Source organism: Actinacidiphila sp. bgisy167, assembly GCF_965342175.1.
GTDB lineage: Bacteria > Actinomycetota > Actinomycetes > Streptomycetales > Streptomycetaceae > Actinacidiphila.
Genome location: NZ_CBDRBL010000014.1, coordinates 42,540 through 60,257, shown reverse-complemented (window position 1 = coordinate 60,257; position 17,718 = coordinate 42,540). Strand labels below are relative to the sequence as shown.

General features: G+C 69.4%; 13 protein-coding genes. 10 read left to right on the top strand and 3 right to left on the bottom strand.

Annotation, left to right across the window (positions count from 1 at the left end; translation table 11 throughout):
* The first annotated feature begins 122 nt into the window (after positions 1-122).
* Positions 123-644, top strand: coding sequence for an SMI1/KNR4 family protein (locus ACRWND_RS08200; protein WP_431947504.1), 522 nt, complete (start codon positions 123-125; stop codon positions 642-644).
* A 130-nt stretch (positions 645-774) separates the two neighbouring features.
* Here the strand turns inward: ACRWND_RS08200 and ACRWND_RS08195 are convergent, their stop codons facing one another.
* Genes ACRWND_RS08195 through ACRWND_RS08185 form a run of 3 tightly spaced genes read right to left on the bottom strand, consistent with a single transcriptional unit; the run spans position 775 to position 4,319 of the window.
* The gene (locus ACRWND_RS08195) at positions 775-2,304 is read right to left on the bottom strand and encodes a UDP-N-acetylglucosamine 1-carboxyvinyltransferase (protein ID WP_431947502.1); all 1,530 of its coding nucleotides are present in this window, start codon (positions 2,302-2,304) and stop codon (positions 775-777) included.
* A 14-nt stretch (positions 2,305-2,318) separates the two neighbouring features.
* A complete protein-coding gene (locus ACRWND_RS08190) occupies positions 2,319-2,819 on the bottom strand; it encodes a methylated-DNA--[protein]-cysteine S-methyltransferase (RefSeq protein WP_431947500.1) in 501 nt (166 codons plus the stop codon).
* A gap of 9 nt (positions 2,820-2,828) precedes the next feature.
* The gene (locus ACRWND_RS08185; RefSeq protein ID WP_431947498.1) at positions 2,829-4,319 is read right to left on the bottom strand and encodes an AlkA N-terminal domain-containing protein; all 1,491 of its coding nucleotides are present in this window, start codon (positions 4,317-4,319) and stop codon (positions 2,829-2,831) included.
* A 271-nt stretch (positions 4,320-4,590) separates the two neighbouring features.
* Here ACRWND_RS08185 and ACRWND_RS08180 point away from each other — a divergent pair, with 271 nt between their 5' ends.
* The 9 genes from ACRWND_RS08180 to ACRWND_RS08140 all read left to right on the top strand — a co-directional run bounded on the left by ACRWND_RS08180 (position 4,591) and on the right by ACRWND_RS08140 (position 17,505).
* Positions 4,591-5,487, top strand: coding sequence for an aminoglycoside phosphotransferase family protein (locus ACRWND_RS08180; RefSeq protein ID WP_431947496.1), 897 nt, complete (start codon positions 4,591-4,593; stop codon positions 5,485-5,487).
* Positions 5,488-6,193: 706 nt separating this feature from the next.
* Positions 6,194-8,911, top strand: coding sequence for an aconitate hydratase AcnA (gene acnA, locus ACRWND_RS08175; protein WP_431947494.1), 2,718 nt, complete (start codon positions 6,194-6,196; stop codon positions 8,909-8,911).
* A gap of 265 nt (positions 8,912-9,176) precedes the next feature.
* Complete coding sequence (ngcE, locus tag ACRWND_RS08170; RefSeq protein WP_431947583.1) at positions 9,177-10,574, top strand: N-acetylglucosamine/diacetylchitobiose ABC transporter substrate-binding protein; 1,398 nt, start codon at positions 9,177-9,179, stop codon at positions 10,572-10,574.
* A gap of 101 nt (positions 10,575-10,675) precedes the next feature.
* The gene (locus ACRWND_RS08165; protein ID WP_431947492.1) at positions 10,676-11,608 is read left to right on the top strand and encodes a carbohydrate ABC transporter permease; all 933 of its coding nucleotides are present in this window, start codon (positions 10,676-10,678) and stop codon (positions 11,606-11,608) included.
* A gap of 16 nt (positions 11,609-11,624) precedes the next feature.
* Complete coding sequence (locus tag ACRWND_RS08160) at positions 11,625-12,560, top strand: carbohydrate ABC transporter permease (protein ID WP_431947490.1); 936 nt, start codon at positions 11,625-11,627, stop codon at positions 12,558-12,560.
* A gap of 226 nt (positions 12,561-12,786) precedes the next feature.
* Positions 12,787-13,983: an ROK family transcriptional regulator gene (locus ACRWND_RS08155; RefSeq protein WP_431947488.1), complete on the top strand. Its 1,197-nt coding sequence runs from the start codon at positions 12,787-12,789 to the stop codon at positions 13,981-13,983.
* Between the two features lie 146 nt (positions 13,984-14,129).
* Positions 14,130-15,236 (top strand): sugar ABC transporter substrate-binding protein, encoded by a 1,107-nt coding sequence (locus ACRWND_RS08150; RefSeq protein WP_431947486.1) that lies wholly within the window; start codon positions 14,130-14,132, stop codon positions 15,234-15,236.
* Between the two features lie 185 nt (positions 15,237-15,421).
* Complete coding sequence (locus tag ACRWND_RS08145; protein WP_431947484.1) at positions 15,422-16,210, top strand: ATP-binding cassette domain-containing protein; 789 nt, start codon at positions 15,422-15,424, stop codon at positions 16,208-16,210.
* On the top strand, positions 16,207-17,505 hold the full coding sequence (locus ACRWND_RS08140; RefSeq protein WP_431947482.1) for a sugar ABC transporter permease: 1,299 nt from the start codon (positions 16,207-16,209) through the stop codon (positions 17,503-17,505). Before ACRWND_RS08145 ends, ACRWND_RS08140 begins: the two co-directional genes overlap by 4 nt.
* The last annotated feature ends 213 nt before the right edge of the window (positions 17,506-17,718 follow it).

Below are 17,718 nucleotides of genomic sequence, written 5' to 3'. Positions count from 1 at the left end.
CTGAACGTAAGCCACGTGGAGGCGCACAGAAACCGCGGCATGGACGTCGACTGCCACGTGATCGACTCGGCGGCCGGCGAGGACCCGGTGTGCTCCTCCAAGACCCACGAGAGGTAACGGAGTTGCCGGGCCCCATCGAATCGCTCCTGGGGGAGCGGGAGCGTTTCCGCCCCGCCTCCCCCGAGTCCTGGCAGGCCGTGGAGGACTGGCTCGGCCGCGAACTCCCCGACGACTACAAGGAGCTCGTCGACGGATTCGGCGACGGTGTTCTCTTCGAGCACCTCTTCGTTCCGCACCCCCAGGGCGATGACCCGCTGCTGACTTTCATGCGTGAGTTGCGGCGGGACCTGCATGCCGCGTTCCAGGATGTGCCGGACATCGCCGCGCCGGTGGTGGCCGCGTGGGACAGCGTCGTACCTTGGGCGTATCACGGCTGGAACGGCGACGTCTGCCTGCTCGTACCCGGCGTGGCCGGTGAGCGATGGCAGGTCGCCGTGGCATTCCGTCAGTGCCCGGCCTTCCTGCTGGTCGACGGGGGAGTGACCGAGTTCCTGCGGCGGTTGCTGCGCGAGAAGTCGTTCCCGCGAGGGTGGCCGCCGAGGGAGCCGCGTTGGGAGTCCATGCCGGACAGCCCCCTCGTGTGACCGCGGACGACTCTCCGCGGTACATGCGAATGGCCCCGCGGAGACCAGACCGCGGGTCCTTCGGTGCGTCGGCTGCGCGGGGCCGCTTCAGCCGTGCCCCTTGCCTCCAAGGGGCACGGCACCACGCCGGTCAGATGTCGCGGAAGGTCTCGATCTGCGCCCCGATGGAGTTGAGGCGCTCGGCCAGTTCCTCGTAGCCGCGGTTGATGACGTACACGTTCCGCAGCACCGAGGTGCCCTCGGCGGCGAGCATCGCCAGCAGCGTCACCACGGCGGGCCGCAGGGCCGGCGGGCACATCATCTCGGCGCTGCGCCAGCGGGTCGGGCCCTCGACCAGCACCCGGTGCGGGTCCAGCAGTTTGACGTTGGCGCCGAGCCGGGTCAGCTCGGTGAGGTAGATGGCGCGGTTGTCGTAGACCCAGTCGTGGATGAGGGTCGAGCCCTGCGCGGTGGCGGCGATGGCCGCGAAGAAGGGCACGTTGTCGATGTTGAGGCCTGGGAAGGGCATGGGGTGGATCTTGTCGATGGGGGAGCGCAGCTTGGAGGGGCGCACGGTGAGGTCGATCAGCCGGGTGCGGCCGTTGGCGGCGGGGTACTCGGCCGTGCGCTCATGGTCCAGGCCCATCTCCTCCAGGACCGCCAGCTCGATCTCCAGGAACTCCACCGGCACCCGGCGGATGGTGAGCTCGGACTCGGTGACCACGGCCGCGGCCAGCAGGCTCATGGCCTCCACCGGGTCCTCGGAGGGCGCGTAGTCCACGTCCCGGTCGATGTCCTTGATGCCGTGCACGGTCAGCGTGGTGGTGCCGATGCCGTCCACTCGCACGCCCAGCTCCTCGAGGAAGAAGCACAGGTCCTGGACCATGTAGTTGGAGCTGGCGTTGCGGATCACGGTCACCCCGTCGTGCCGGGCGGCCGCCAGGAGCGCGTTCTCCGTCACGGTGTCGCCGCGCTCGGTCAGGACGATGGGCCGCCGCGGGGCCACCGAGGGGGTGACCCGGGCGTGGTACATCCCGCTGGTGGCGGTCACGTCCAGCCCGAAGTGCCGCAGCGCGGTCATATGCGGCTGGACGGTACGGGTGCCGAGGTCGCAGCCGCCCGCGTACGGGATGCGGAAGCGGTCGGTGCGGTGCATGAGCGGCCCGAGGAACATGATCACGCTGCGGGTGCGGCGGGCGGCGTCGGTGTCCATGGCGTCCAGCTCGAGCCGCGCGGGCGGGACGATCTCCAGGTCGTTGCCGTCGTTGATCCAGCGGGTGCGCACGCCGATGCTGCTGAGCACCTCCAGGATGCGGTAGACCTCCTCGATCCGCGCGACACGGCGCAGGGTGGTCCGTCCGGAGTTCAGCAGCGTGGCGCACAGCAGTGCGACGCACGCGTTCTTGCTGGTCTTGACGTCGATGGAGCCGGAGAGCCGACGGCCGCCGACGACGCGCAGGTGCATGGGCCCCGCGTAGCCGAGGGAGACGATCTCGCTGTCGAGCGCCTCACCGATCCGGGCGATCATCTCAAGGCTGATGTTCTGGTTACCGCGTTCAATACGGTTCACCGCGCTCTGACTCGTCCCGAGAGCCTCTGCCAGCTGGGCCTGTGTCCAGCCGCGGTGCTGGCGGGCGTCACGGATGAGCTTGCCGATACGCGCGAGGTAGTCGTCTCCCATGGGGGGAGACTATCTCACATGTGAGATGTCAACCCGCGCTCGAGGTCCAGCAGGTACCTCTTGCGCTCCAGCCCGCCCCCGTATCCGGTGAGGCTGCCGGACGCCCCGACCACCCGGTGGCAGGGCACGATGACGCCGACCGGGTTGCGTCCGTTCGCGAGCCCGACGGCGCGCGACGCGCCGGGGCTGCCGAGCTCCTCCGCCAGCTGACCGTATGTCACCACCGAGCCGTACGGGATGGACCGCAGGGCGGCCCAGACACGCTGCTGGAAGGGGGTGCCGCGCAGGTCCAGCGGTAGGTCGAAGGCGGTCAACTCGCCCGCGAAGTAGCCCTCCAGCTGTTCGGCGGCCCCGACGAACGGGGACTCGTCGGAGGCGCGGCGCATGCCGAAGGACTCCTCCGGGGGCCGGTGGCGCTGCGCGGTCATGTAGAGACCGGTCAGGACGCCGTCGGTCGCGACCAGGGTCAGCGGTCCGACGGGGCTGTCGATCAGGGTGTGTGTGCGAAGGGACATGATCGTTCCTCAGGCTCGTTCGTCGGGCAGGACGTTGATCGGGTGGTCGCCGGTGGCCCACAGGTGCTGCACGGCGTAGGCGCGCCACGGTCGCCAGGCGGCGGCCCGCCGGACGAGGGCGGCGGGGGTGGCCGGGAGGCCCAGTTTTTCCGCCGCCAGCCGTACGCCCAGATCGGTGACGGGGAAGGCGTCCGGGTCGCCGAGCGCCCGCATCGCGACCGCCTCGACCGACCACGGGCCGAAGCCCGGCAGCTCCGTGAGCTGCCGCCGTGCCTTCTCCCAGTCGCTGCCGACGTCCAGGTCCAGGCCCTCCTCGGTGAGCGCGGCGACCAGGGTCCGCAGGGTGTCACGCCGGGTGCGCGGCATGGCCAGCGACTGCGGGTCCAGGCCGGTCAGCGCCCATGGGGAGGGGAACAGGCGGGTCAGGCCGCCCCCGGGATCGGTGACGGGCTCGCCGTGCGCCGCCGCCAGCCGGCCGGCCAGGGTGCGCGCCGCGGCGGTCGACACCTGCTGCCCGAGCACGGCGCGCACCGCGAACTCCGCCCCGTCCACCGTGCGCGGCACCCGGCGCCCGGGAGCCTCGTCCACGTAAGGGGCGAGCAGGGGGTCCTCCCGCAGCAGCGCGTCGACGGCGACAGGGTCGGCGTCCAGGTCCAGCAGCCACCGGCAGCGGCTGATGGCGTGCGACAAATCCCGCCAGTCGGTGAGGGAGAGCCGGCAGGCGATGTGGTCGGGCTCGGGCCGCAGGGCCACGATCCCATGGCCGTGCGGCAGCCGCAGGGTGCGGCGGTAGGTGCCCTGCCGCCACTCCTCCACGCCCGGCACGGCGGTCGCGGCCAAATGCCCGAAGAGATTGCCGGGGCACAGCGGCGCCCGGAAGGGCAGCCGCAGTGCCAGGGAGCCCGACACGTCGGGAGCGGGTACGGAATGCCGCGCCCGGGCCGCCCGCGTGCGCAGCTCGCTCGGGGTGAGCGCGAAGACCTCGCGCACGGTGTCGTTGAAGGTGCGGATGCTGCTGAAGCCCGCGGCGAAGGCGACGTCGGCCATGGGCAGCGCCGAGGTCTCGATCAGGAGCCGGGCCGTCTGCGCCCGCTGCGCCCGGGCGAGGGCCAGCGGCCCGGCGCCGAGCTCGGCCCGCAGCTGCCTCTCGACCTGCCGGGAGCTGTAGCCCAGACGTGCCGCGAGCCCCGGCACACCGTCCCGGTCGACGACCCCGTCGGCGATCAGGCGCATGGCGCGAGCCACCAGGTCCGCCCGCTCGTTCCACTCCGGGGAACCGGGTGCGGCGTCGGGGCGGCAGCGCTTGCAGGCGCGGAAGCCGGCCTGCTGGGCAGCGGCCGCGCTCGGGTAGAAGCTCATGTTCTCTGGTTTCGGCGGCATCGCGGGGCAGCCGGGCCGGCAGTAGATGCGGGTGGTCAGCACCGCGGTGAAGAACCACCCGTCGAAACGGGCGTCCTTCGACTGCACGGCGCGCACACAGCGCTCGAAGTCCTCATGCACATTCCCCAGCATCCGTGGCCCGGGAGGGCCGGGGCTAGCGAGAATCCGACATGCATGTGGGCGGGGGCCGCCCGGGACGCAGGTCCCGGCGGCGTGATCTCCGGGGCCCCGTGCCGGAGTCACGCCGCCCGGGCATCGGGCGGTGCCTGCCCGAAAACCCGGTTGATCAGGGCTCTGGAGCATGCGAACGTGGCGGTCGTCTCCGTTGATCCGGCCCGCCGGCGGCGCCTCGTACGGCTGTCGGCAGGGATCCGGGGAAGGGCCTGCGAGCATGACCATGCACGACGACCAAGTGGACGTGACCACCGACATCGTCGCGACCCTGATCCGGGAACAGTTCCCCGAGTGGAGCGGCAGGCCGATCCGGCGCCGGCCGTCGACCGGGACGGTCAACGCCGTCTTCCGCGTCGGGGACGACCTCTCCGCGCGTTTCCCGCTGCGTCGGACCGATCCCGCGGAGGCGCTGGCCGTCCTGGAACGCGAAGCCCGGGCGAGCGCGGAGCTGGCACAGGTGTCCCGGTTCCCCGTTCCCGAACCCGTCGCCCTGGGGAAACCCGGAGCGGGTTTCCCCATGCCGTGGTCGGTCCAGACATGGCTGCCGGGAACAGTCGCCTTCGACGCCGACCCGAGCGGGTCGCACGCTTTCGCCGAGGACCTCGCGGCCTTCATCGCAGGGCTGCGGGACGTCGAGACGCGGGGGCGGCGTTTCAGCGGGGACAACCGTGGCGGCGTCCTCGCCGACCACGACGACTGGATGGCGACGTGCTTCGAGGAGAGCGAAGGGCTGCTCGACGTGCCCCGGCTGCGCCACCTGTGGAGCCGTTTCCGGGAGCTGCCGCGCACGGCTCCCGATGTGATGAGCCACGGCGACCTGATTCCCGGCAACGTACTGGTCGCGGGCGCCCGGCTCGGCGGCGTACTCGACACCGGCGGCTTCGGCCCGGCCGACCCGGCGCTGGATCTGGTCGGCGCCTGGCACCTGCTGCGACCGGGCCCACGGGAGGTGCTCCGGCGGGCACTGGCCTGCGACGATCTGGAGTGGGAGCGCGGCAGGGCATGGGCCTTCGAACAGGCGATGGGCCTCGTCTGGTACTACGCCGAGAGCAATCCGACGATGAGCGCGATGGGCCGCCGGACACTCGAGCGCATCCTGGAGCCGACGCGGTGACGCCGCCCCGGTCGTAGAAGGATGTGCCGCGCCGGCAGCGCCCTGACCACCGACCGCACCGGGGCTGCTGAGGACCGCCGGCGGCCGCCGGTTGGGCGTGCCCATGAGCTCGTCCATGAAGTGATCGGCAGGCTGCCCGACATCCGGACCGTCCGTGACCGCTTCCGCGCCATGGCGATCCCGGCCGCGATTTTGCGCCGAGAGCGGGACCCCCGCCGCTGATCTCGGCGGTGCCCGCCCCGGCCCTCGGCACTCCCGGGGTGCCGGCAGCCGCCGGTGGACGGTGGCCGGGCCGGGGCTCCCGGCCCGGCCACCCCGGCTCCCGCCCGCGGCCCGCCCCGTCCGGCGTCGTGCCGGTCAGCGGGCCGGTCACCGCACAGTGGCCCCCATCGGGCACGCGACGCTCCGCGGCGACGCCTACCGCTGGGGAAGCACTCCAGGCCGAGGCGCTGAGCACGGGGTGGCCGCGCGCGCACCGGTTCCCCCTCCGTCTCCCGGGAGAGCCGGCCCGGAACGATCCGGCGGCCCAGCGCATGACCGGGCAGCGGTGATGTACTAGAGTTATCTCGACATCGAGATATCTGCCCAGGCGCACCGCTGCCGCTACAGGTGAGGCTGACCTTACTTAGTCTTACCTGAGCGGATCGGCCAGGGGTCGAAGCGGCAGCATTGCGGTGGTACGCGCAAAGTTACGAAGGAGACTGTCGTGTCGGCGAACAGCTTCGACGCCCGCAGCACCCTGCAGGTGGGCGACGAGTCGTACGAGATCTTCCGGCTGGACAAGGTGGAGGGCTCCGCGCGCCTCCCCTACAGCCTGAAGGTGCTGCTGGAGAACCTGCTCCGCACCGAGGACGGCGCGAACATCACCGCCGACCACATCCGCGCGCTCGGCGGCTGGGACTCCCAGGCGCAGCCGAGCCAGGAGATCCAGTTCACGCCGGCCCGTGTGATCATGCAGGACTTCACCGGTGTGCCGTGCGTGGTCGACCTCGCCACCATGCGCGAGGCCGTCAAGGAGCTGGGCGGCGACCCGTCCCGCATCAACCCGCTGGCCCCGGCCGAGCTGGTCATCGACCACTCCGTGATCGCCGACAAGTTCGGCACCCCGGACTCCTTCGCGCAGAACGTGGAGCTGGAGTACGGCCGCAACAAGGAGCGCTACCAGTTCCTGCGCTGGGGCCAGACCGCGTTCGACGAGTTCAAGGTCGTCCCGCCGGGCACCGGCATCGTCCACCAGGTGAACATCGAGCACCTGGCCCGCACGGTGATGGTCCGAGGCGGCCAGGCGTACCCCGACACCCTGGTCGGCACCGACTCGCACACCACGATGGTCAACGGCCTCGGCGTCCTCGGCTGGGGCGTCGGCGGCATCGAGGCCGAGGCCGCCATGCTCGGCCAGCCGGTCTCCATGCTGATCCCGCGCGTCGTCGGCTTCAAGCTGACGGGCGAGCTGCCCACCGGCACCACCGCCACCGACCTCGTGCTGACCATCACCGAGATGCTGCGCAAGCACGGTGTCGTCGGCAAGTTCGTCGAGTTCTACGGCGAGGGCGTCGCCGCCACCTCGCTGGCCAACCGCGCCACCATCGGCAACATGTCGCCGGAGTTCGGCTCCACCGCGGCGATCTTCCCGATCGATGCGGAGACCATCAACTACCTGAAGCTGACCGGCCGTTCGGAGCAGCAGCTCGCGCTCGTCGAGGCGTACGCCAAGGAGCAGGGCCTGTGGCTGGACCCGGCCGCCGAGCCGGACTTCTCCGAGAAGCTGGAGCTCGACCTCTCCACGGTCGTCCCGTCCATCGCCGGCCCGAAGCGCCCGCAGGACCGCATCGTCCTGGCCAACGCCGCAGAGCAGTTCAAGAGCGACGTGCGCAACTACGTCGAGGACGCCGCCGACGAGGCGGGCAAGGAGTCCTTCCCGGCCTCCGACGCCCCGGCCACCGCCAACGGGGTCCCGACCCGCCCGACCGTGGTCACCGCCCCCGACGGCTCGACCTATGAGATCGACCACGGCGCCGTCACCGTCGCCGCGATCACCTCCTGCACCAACACCTCCAACCCGTACGTCATGGTCGCCGCCGCCCTGGTGGCCAAGAAGGCGGTCGAGAAGGGCCTGACCCGCAAGCCCTGGGTGAAGACCACCCTGGCCCCGGGCTCCAAGGTCGTCATGGACTACTACGACCGCGCCGGCCTCACCCCGTACCTCGACAAGATGGGCTTCAACCTCGTCGGGTACGGCTGCACGACCTGCATCGGCAACTCCGGCCCGCTCCCGGACGAGGTCTCCAAGGCCGTCAACGAGCACGACCTGGCCGTGACCTCGGTGCTGTCGGGCAACCGCAACTTCGAGGGCCGGATCAACCCGGACGTCAAGATGAACTACCTGGCGTCCCCGCCGCTGGTCGTCGCGTACGCCATCGCCGGCTCCATGAAGGTGGACATCACCAAGGACGCCATCGGCGCCGACACCGACGGCAACCCGGTCTTCCTGCGGGACATCTGGCCCTCCGAGCAGGAGGTCAACGAGGTCGTCGCCTCCGCGATCGGCCAGGACATGTTCAGCACCTCCTACCAGGACGTCTTCGCCGGCGACGCCCAGTGGCAGTCGCTGCCGATCCCGACCGGCAACACCTTCGAGTGGGACCCGCAGTCCACCTACGTCCGCAAGCCCCCGTACTTCGAGGGCATGACCATGGAGCCGGACCCGGTCACCGACATCACCGGCGCCCGTGTGCTGGCGAAGCTGGGCGACTCGGTCACCACCGACCACATCTCCCCGGCCGGCGCCATCAAGGCCGACACCCCGGCCGGCACGTACCTCACCGAGCACGGTGTGGAGCGCCGCGACTTCAACTCCTACGGTTCCCGCCGCGGCAACCACGAGGTCATGATCCGCGGCACGTTCGCCAACATCCGCCTGCGCAACCAGATCGCGCCGGGCACCGAGGGCGGCTACACCCGCGACTTCACGCAGGAGGGCGGCCCGGTCTCCTTCATCTACGACGCGTCGCAGAACTACCAGGCCGCCGGCACCCCGCTGGTCGTCCTGGCGGGCAAGGAGTACGGCTCCGGCTCCTCGCGCGACTGGGCCGCGAAGGGCACCGCGCTGCTGGGCGTCAAGGCCGTCATCGCCGAGTCGTACGAGCGCATCCACCGCTCCAACCTGATCGGCATGGGCGTGCTGCCGCTGCAGTTCCCCGAGGGCTCCTCGGCGGACTCGCTGGGCCTGACCGGTGAGGAGACCTTCTCGTTCTCCGGCATCACCGCGCTCAACGACGGCACCACCCCGCGCACCGTCAAGGTGACGACCGACACCGGCGTCGAGTTCGACGCCGTGGTCCGCATCGACACCCCCGGTGAGGCGGACTACTACCGCAACGGCGGCATCATGCAGTACGTCCTGCGCTCCCTGATCCGCAAGTAAGGATCACGTCCGCCGGGTATCGGCGACGGGCCCGCACCCCTTCGGGGGTGCGGGCCCGTCGGCGTTACCGGCAGGTCTCAACTAGGGAAAGCCGGCCGCCAATAGCGCACATGACCTTGCCCAGTTGACGAAGAGTGGACTATACCTGTCGGCGTCCAGGAGGCCCGCTGAACGCGGGCTTGCGCGGGGGGAACGGCGGGTGCGTTGCCCGTGCACAGATTCAACTCCGCACCGCATGGGTCCTGGGGAAGGTGAGGACTTGAGCATGAGATCCGACGTCAACCGGCGTGATCTGATCAAGCGGGCGGCAGCGGTGGGCCTGTTGGCCGCTCCCTCCGCGGGTCTGCTGAGTGCCTGTGCGTCCAGTGGCGGCAACAACGACAAGGGCGGTGCCGCTAAGGGCGAGAAGTCCAAGGACAACCCGTTCGGCGTGGCCAACGACGCCCCCCTGGACGTCGTGATCTTCAAGGGCGGCTACGGCGACGCGTACGCCATCGAGTTCGAGAAGATCTACAAGAAGAGGTTCTCCGGAGCCAAGATCAGCCACCTCGGCACCCAGGAGATCACCGGAAAGCTCCAGCCCCGCTTCAACGCCGGCAACCCCCCGGACGTCGTCGACGACTCCGGCGCCCAGCAGATCAAGCTGGACGTGCTCTACAAGAGCGGCCAGCTCACCGACCTCACCCCCCTTCTCGACGCGCCCTACATCGACGACCCGAGCAAGAAGATCAGGGACGTCCTGCAGCCCGGCACGATCGAGATCGGCAGCTTCGACGACGGCAAGATGTACCAGCTGTCCTACATCTACACCGTCTGGGGTCTGTGGTACTCCGGCAAGCTCTTCAAGGAGAAGGGCTGGACCGCGCCGAAGACGTGGGCCGACTTCATGTCCCTCTCCGAGGAGATCAAGAAGGCGGGCATCGCGCCCTTCTGCCACCAGGGCAAGTACCCGTACTACATCAACATCGTGGTCATGGACCTGATCGCCAAGCACGGCGGACTCGAGCTGGTGAAGCGGATCGACAGCCTCGACCCGACCGTGTGGGACGAGGACGCCGCCAAGGTGGCCGTCGAGTCCGTCTACCAGATCGCCGACAAGGGCTACCTGCTCCCCGGCACCAACGGCATGACCCACATCGAGTCGCAGACCGCCTGGAACGAGGGCAAGGCCGCCTTCATCCCCTGCGGTTCGTGGCTGGAGAACGAGCAGCTCAAGGCCACTCCGTCCGACTTCGAGATGACCTTTCTGCCGATTCCCTCGCTCGAGGGCGACAAGCTGCCCTTCGAGGCGATCCGGGCCGGTGCCGGTGAGCCCTTCATCGTCCCCAAGAAGGCCAAGAACCAGGCCGGCGGCCTGGAGTTCTTGCGGATCATGCTCACCAAGGAAGCCTCGAGCACGTTCGCTCAGACGGCCAACTCGCTGACCGTGCTCAAGGACGGCGTCGGATCCGACGTCCAGCTGCGCCCGGGCACCAAGTCCACGGTCACCGCGCTCAGTGCTGCCGGAAGCAACGTCTTCAACTACAGCTACATCAACACGCAGAGCGCCTTCGACACCGACGTGCAGAACGCCAGCGCCGAGCTGATGGCCAAGCGCATCAAGCCCGCCGACTGGCTGAAGCGGGTCAAGGCGGCCGCCGAGAAGGCCAAGAAGGGCTCTTAGTCCCCGCCGGCCCTCGCGCACCGGGGCCCGGTGCCCCCGGACACGGATCCGGGGGCGTGCGGGCCCCGGTGCGACGGCCCCCCGATGGCAGGAGCAGCGCCATGCGTCACCGCAAGTACCCGTTCATCGCGGGATTCCTCTTCTTCCCGGTCGTGCTCTACGTCGTCTTCGTGATCTGGCCGTATCTCCAGACCTTCGGGTATTCCCTGACGGACTGGTCCGGGCAGTCCCAGGAGATGCACTTCGTCGGTCTGGAGAACTACACGAAGCTCTTCGGGGACCACGTCTTCCTGCAGGCGCTGCGGCACAATGTGCTGCTGCTGGTGTTCCTGCCGGTGATCACGATCCTGCTGGCGCTCTTCTTCGCCTTCATGCTCAATGTGGGGGGCCGCGGCGGCACCACGGGCGTCCGGGGCGTGGCCGGATCCGCCTTCTACAAGATCGTTTTCTTCTTCCCCCAGGTGCTTTCCGTCGCCATTCTCGTGGTGCTCTTCCAGGCGGTCTACCGCAGTGACGGAAGCGGCCTGCTGAACGGCATCCTCATCGCACTGCACCTCGAGGACCCGAGCGCCCCGATCGAATGGCTCAACAGCCCCGACCTCGTCATGTGGTGCCTGCTGGGCGTGCAGATCTGGGCCGGTGTGGGCTTCTATCTGGTGCTCTTCTCGGCGGCCATGCAGTCCATTCCCAAGGACATCTACGAGGCCGCCCTGCTCGACGGCGCCGGCCGCCTGCAGACCTTCTTCAAGGTGACGCTCCCCCTGCTGTGGGACAGCGTGCAGACGGCCTGGGTGTACCTCGCCATCGCCGCGATGGACTTCTTCGTCCTGGCCTCGGTCCTCACACCGGGATCGAATTTCGGCGGCGGCCCCGACCACCACGGCGAGGTCATGGCGACCTACCTGATGCGCAACTTCCTCACCTTCGGCAAGAGCGGCTACGCCTGCGCCATGGGCGTCGTCATCCTCTTCCTCACCCTGATCCTTTCCGCCGTCGCGCTGCGGTTCTCCCGCCGCGACCGCATCGAGTTCTGAGCGGGGAGCGCATCCCATGGCCACTCCCATCAAGCAGCCCACCGCGGCACCGGTCCCCACCGGACGGCCCGCGCGCGCCGGCGGCAGGAAAGCGGACCGGGAACGTTTCGCCGACAGCGGCGCGACGCTCAACGTGTTCTCGCACGGCTTCCTGGTCCTGTGGGGCGTGTTGATCATCCTGCCGCTGGCATGGATCGTCCTCGGCTCCTTCAAGAACAACTCGGAGATCGGCGCGAGCGCCTGGTCCTGGCCATCGCAGTGGTCCTTCGACGCCTTCTCCCGGGCCTGGGAGAAGGGCATCGGCGAGTTCTTCGTGAACACGATGATCGTGCTGGTGTTCTCGGTACCGCTGACCATGCTGCTGGGGTCGATGGCCGCCTACGTTCTGGCGCGCTACGAGTTCCCCGGCAACCGGGCCGTCTTCTACCTGTTCGTCGGCGGGGCGATGTTCCCGGTGTACCTCGCCCTCGTGCCGCTGTTCTTCATGGTCAGCAACCTGGGCATGCTCAACACCTACCAGGGCCTGATCCTGGTCTACGTCGCCTACTCGCTGCCCTTCACCGTCTTCTTCATGCACTCCTTCTTCCGGACCCTGCCCACGGCGGTGCACGAGGCGGCCATGATCGACGGCTGCTCCCACTCCCGGGCGTTCTTCCAGGTGATGCTGCCGATGGCCAAGCCGGGCCTGATCAGCGTGGGCATCTTCAACGTGCTGGGCCAGTGGAACCAGTACATCCTGCCGATGACCCTGATGCAGCAGCAGTCGAGCAGCGACCCGGACCGGTCGATGCTGGCCCAGGGACTGGTCAACCTGGCGCAGCAGCAGGGGTACTCGGGTGACTACCCGGCGCTCTTCGCGGGCATGACGATCGCGATGCTGCCGGTGCTCGTCGTGTACCTCTCCTTCCAGCGGCAGGTGCAGGCCGGTCTGACGGCCGGCACCTTGAAGTGACCGCGGTGTCACTCCACGCGACTGCCGCCGGACGGCCGGTTCGCGCAACGGAAGCGGTCCCGCCGAATGCGGGGCCGCTTCCGGATGTTTCGGGGCATTGCGTCAGCGGTCTGGTTCTTCCCCTTGACTCTAAGCGCGCCTGAAGGCTTGCTTAGAGTTCACATGTTGTAGACGACGGGGTCTCATCGACGTGGCTCCCGTCCGGTTCGGCAGGAGTGGAATGGTCGTGGAGACTCCGGGATCCCAGTCGTCGCTGCACCGGGCCAATCTCGAGCGGGTGGTGCGGGCGGTACGCCTCGCGGGTTCGCTGACGCAGGCCGAGATCGCCCGGACGACGGGCCTTTCCGCCGCGACGGTCTCCAACATCGTCCGCGAGCTGCGCGACAACGGGACCGTCGAGGTCACTCCGACCTCCTCCGGAGGGCGCCGGGCCCGCGCGGTGTCGCTCTCCGGCGACGCGGGCGTCGTCGTGGGCGTCGACTTCGGGCACTCCCACCTGCGGGTCGCGGTCGGCAACCTGGCGCACCAGGTGCTCGCCGAGCAGTCCGAGCCGATCGACGTGGACGCCTCGGCCTCCGAGGGCTTCGACCGCGCCGAACAGCTGGTCGCGCGGCTGATCGAGTCCCGCGGCATCAGCCCCGAGAAGGTGATCGGCGTCGGCCTCGGCGTCCCGGGCCCGATCGACGTGGAGACCGGCGCGCTGGGGTCGACGACGATCCTGCCGGGCTGGGGCGGCATCAACCCGCGCCAGGAACTCGCCGAGCGGCTGCGCATGCCGGTCCAGGTGGACAACGACGCCAATCTCGGCGCCCTCGGCGAGCTGGTCTGGGGCAGCGGCCGAGGGGTGCGGGACCTTGCGTACATCAAGGTGGCCAGCGGTGTGGGCGCCGGGCTGGTGATCGAGGGCCGCATCTACCGCGGTCCCGGCGGCACCGCGGGTGAGATCGGCCACATCACGCTGGACGAGTCCGGTCCGGTCTGCCGCTGCGGCAACCGCGGCTGCCTGGAGACCTTCACCGCCGCCCGCTACGTGCTGGACCTGCTGCGCGGCAGCCACGGCCCGGACCTCACCCTGGCGCGCATGGTCCAGCTGGGCCGCGAGGGCGACCCCGGCTGCCGCCGCGTCATCGGGGACGTCGGCCGGCACGTCGGCATGGGGGTGGCCAGCCTCGCCAATATCCTGAACCCCAGCCGGGTGGTGCTCGGCGGCGACCTCGCGGAGGCCGGGGAACTGGTGCTGGCCCCCCTGCGGGAGTCCGTTGCGCGGTACGCGATCCCCAGCGCCGCGCGCCGCCTGTCGGTCGTCTCCGGAGCCTTGGGGGCCCGCGCGGAGGTGCTGGGCGCGCTGGCGCTGGCGCTGAGCGAGGTGGGGGACTCGGCCCTGCTGAATGCCGGTGCGCCGACGGCGGTTGGGGCGCGGTGAAGATCACTGAGCGTTCATCTAGATAACGAAACGCACCGTTGCCATCTCGTTAAGTATTTACTTCTTGACGCCAAGCCTGTAGGCGAGTTGACTCTCGCTCACCTCGGTCGCAGTCTCTTGCGGCCCTGTCAGGGAGGCAACCCCACATGAACGCAATGATGCGTCGCGTCGTGATCGGCACCGCGGCCGTCACCATGGCCCTTTCCGTCGCCGCCTGCGGCAAGGCGGGCGACGACAAGGCTGAAGGCGGCAGCAGCAGCGCCGGCAGCAGCAAGAACCAGTCCATCGGCCTGCTGCTTCCCGACAGCGTCACCGCGCGCTACGAGAAGTTCGACAAGCCGCTGTTCGAGGCCAAGGTCAAGGAGCTGTGCGCGGGCTGCACGGTGGAGTACGCGAACGCCGCCGGTGACTCCGCCAAGCAGGCCCAGCAGGTCAGCACCATGATCACCAAGGGTGTCAAGGTGATCGTGATCAGCGCCAAGGACGCCAAGGCCATCAAGACCTCCGTCCAGGCCGCGGTCGACAAGGGCATCAAGGTCGTCGCCTACGACCGCCTCGCCGAGGGCCCGGTCTCCGCCTACGTCTCCTTCGACAACAAGAAGGTCGGCGAGCTGCAGGGCCAGGCGCTCCTCGACGCGCTCGGCGACAAGGCCAAGCCGTCGACGAACGTCGTCATGATCAACGGCGACGACGCCGACCCGAACGCCGCCGACTTCAAGGCGGGCGCCCACTCCGCCCTCGACGGCAAGGTGAAGATCGCCTACGAGCAGAGCGGTCTGTGGGACGACAACGTCGCCAACCAGAAGATGACGGCGGCCATCACCCAGCTCAAGGCCAAGAACATCGCGGGCGTCTACTCGGCCAACGACGCCATGGCCAGCGGTATCGCCACCGCCCTCAAGGGCGCCGGCATCAGCGGCATTCCGGTGACCGGCCAGGACGCCGAACTCGCGGGCATCCAGCGGATCATCGCGGGCACGCAGTCCAGCACGGTCTACAAGGCCTTCAAGCCCGAGGCCGACGCCGCCGCCCAGCTCGCGGTCAACCTGCTCGAGGGCAAGAGCATCGACTCGCTGGCCACCACCACGCTGACCAGCGGTTCCGGTGACAAGGTCCCGTCCCAGCTGCTGACCCCGGTCTCGGTGACCAAGGCCAACGTCAAGGACACGGTCATCGCGGACAAGCTGTACTCCGTCTCCGAGATCTGCACGGCCGAGTTCGCCAAGGCCTGCAAGGCCGCCGGCATCGAGTAAACCGGCTGGTCCTCCCTCCGGAGGCCGCTACACGGACCCGTCCGGAGCCACGCCCCGTCCGACAACCCCGCTGACGGGGCGGGCTCCGGACGGACGATCCGTTCGTTCATGTAAAGCTGTGCCTCGCGCACACCCCCTCCGCGCATCTCAAGCGCGGCATCCCCGCCGGTCAGGCGGCGAAGGAGATGGTTCACGTGTCCGCTACGCCCGTGCTGGCGTTGCGCGGAGTCTCCAAGCGATTCGGTGCGGTCCAGGCCCTCACCGATGTCGATCTGGAGATCCACGCCGGTGAGGTCGTCGCGCTCGTCGGCGACAACGGCGCAGGTAAGTCGACGTTGGTCAAGACGATCGCCGGCGTCCACCCCATCGATGAAGGCGTCATCGAGTGGGAGGGCAAGCCGGTCAGCATCGACAAGCCGCAGGACGCCCAGGGCTTGGGAATCGCGACGGTCTACCAGGACCTCGCGCTCTGCGACAACCTCGACGTCGTCGCCAACCTCTACCTCGGCCGGGAGCTCAAGCGCGCCGGAGTGATCGACGAGGTCGCCATGGAGGCGAAGTCCAGGGAGCTGCTGAGCACCCTGTCGATCCGCATCCCCAGCGTCCGGATCCCGATCGCCAGCCTGTCGGGTGGTCAGCGGCAGGTCGTCGCCATCGCCCGCGCCCTGATCGGCGAGCCCAAGCTGGTCATCCTCGACGAGCCCACCGCCGCCCTCGGCGTGGAGCAGACGGCCCAGGTGCTCGACCTGGTGGAGCGGCTGCGCCAGCGCGGCCTCGCCGTCATCCTCATCAGCCACAACATGGTGGACGTCAAGGCCGTCGCGGACCGCGTCGCTGTGCTGCGGCTCGGCCGCAACAACGGCGTGTTCGACGTCAAGACCACGTCCCACGAAGAAATCATCTCCGCGATCACCGGCGCCACGGACAACGCCGTGACCCGCCGTCAGGCGCGGCGCACGGAGGCTGCAAAGTGAGCGACACGTCGAAGACCGTAGAGCAGGACGCGGCGGCAGCGGTCGAGGAGGCGCCCGCGGCGGCGGTTCCCCTGGTCGACCCGCGCCTGCTCGTCCGTGAAGAGGGCCTCAAGGGCTACATCACGGAGTTCAAGCGCAAGGTACGCGGCGGTGAGCTGGGCTCGCTGCCGGTCGTCATCGGCCTGATCATCATCTGGACCGTCTTCCAGACCCAGTCGAGCAACTTCCTGACCGCGGGCAACCTCGCCGACATCGGCTTCTTCCTGACCTCCACGGGCATGCTCGCCATCGGTCTGGTCTTCGTGCTGCTGCTCGGCGAGATCGACCTGTCGGTGGGCTCGGTCAGCGGTCTGGCGTCCTCGCTCTTCGCGATCATGGCGACCACCCACGGGATGAACCCGTGGCTCGCGCTGATCCTGACGATCCTGACCGGCATCGTCATCGGCGCCCTGCACGGCTGGTTCTTCGCCAAGATCGGCGTGCCGGCGTTCGTCGTCACCCTCGCCGGCTTCCTCGGCTGGAACGGCCTGATGCTGCAGCTGCTCGGCGACACCGGAAGCCTCTCGATCGCGGACGGCGGCCCGCTGCACATCCTGGGCAAGCAGTCCTTCTTCCTCGACCAGGACATCGCCGGCGCCTACCTGCTGGCGGGTCTCGGCACGGTGGCCATGCTCGCCGGGTCGGTCATCGACCAGCGCCGCCGCCGCGCGGCCGGGGTGCCCTTCCGTCCCACGAGCGAGATCGCGCTGCGCGTCGGCGCCCTCGCGGTGGTCTCCTTCGTCGCCGCCTACGTGCTGAACCAGGCGAGCGGCGTGCCGAACGCACTGGTCATCTTCCTGGCGGCGCTGGTGATCACCGACTTCGTGCTCCGCCGCACCTCCTACGGCCGGAAGATCTTCGCGGTCGGTGGCGGCATCGAGGCCGCCCGCCGGGCCGGTATCAACGTCGCCCTGATCCGTATCTCCGTGTTCGCCATCTCCGGTATGTTCGCGGCGATCGGCGGTCTGTTCTTCGCCGCCCAGACCTACACCGCCTCGCTCGGCGCGGGCGGCGGCAACTACCTGATGCTGGCCATCGCGGCCGCGGTCATCGGCGGCACCAGCCTCTTCGGCGGTCGCGGCAACGTCTGGTCCGCCCTGCTGGGCATGCTGGTCATCCAGTCCATCCAGACCGGCCTGAACCTGCTCAACATGAACACCGCGCTGCAGTACATGATCACCGCCGCGGTGCTCCTCGCCGCCGTGGTCATCGACTCGGTTTCGCGCAAGAGCCAGAAGGCCGCCGGCCGCGGCTGAGACCCGGCTTCGTACGCACCGGTAGTGTGACGTGCCCGGCGCGGGGAGGAGGTTCCTCCCGGCGCCGGGCACAGGCGTATGCGCCCGGTGTCCCGCGGGAGCCGGAAGGCCGCCGGCCGCGGCTGAGGCCCCGTACGCACCGGTAGTGTGTCGTGCCCGGCGCGGGGAAGATCATCCCAGCGCCGGGCACAGGCGTGTGCGGTGCTGAAAACG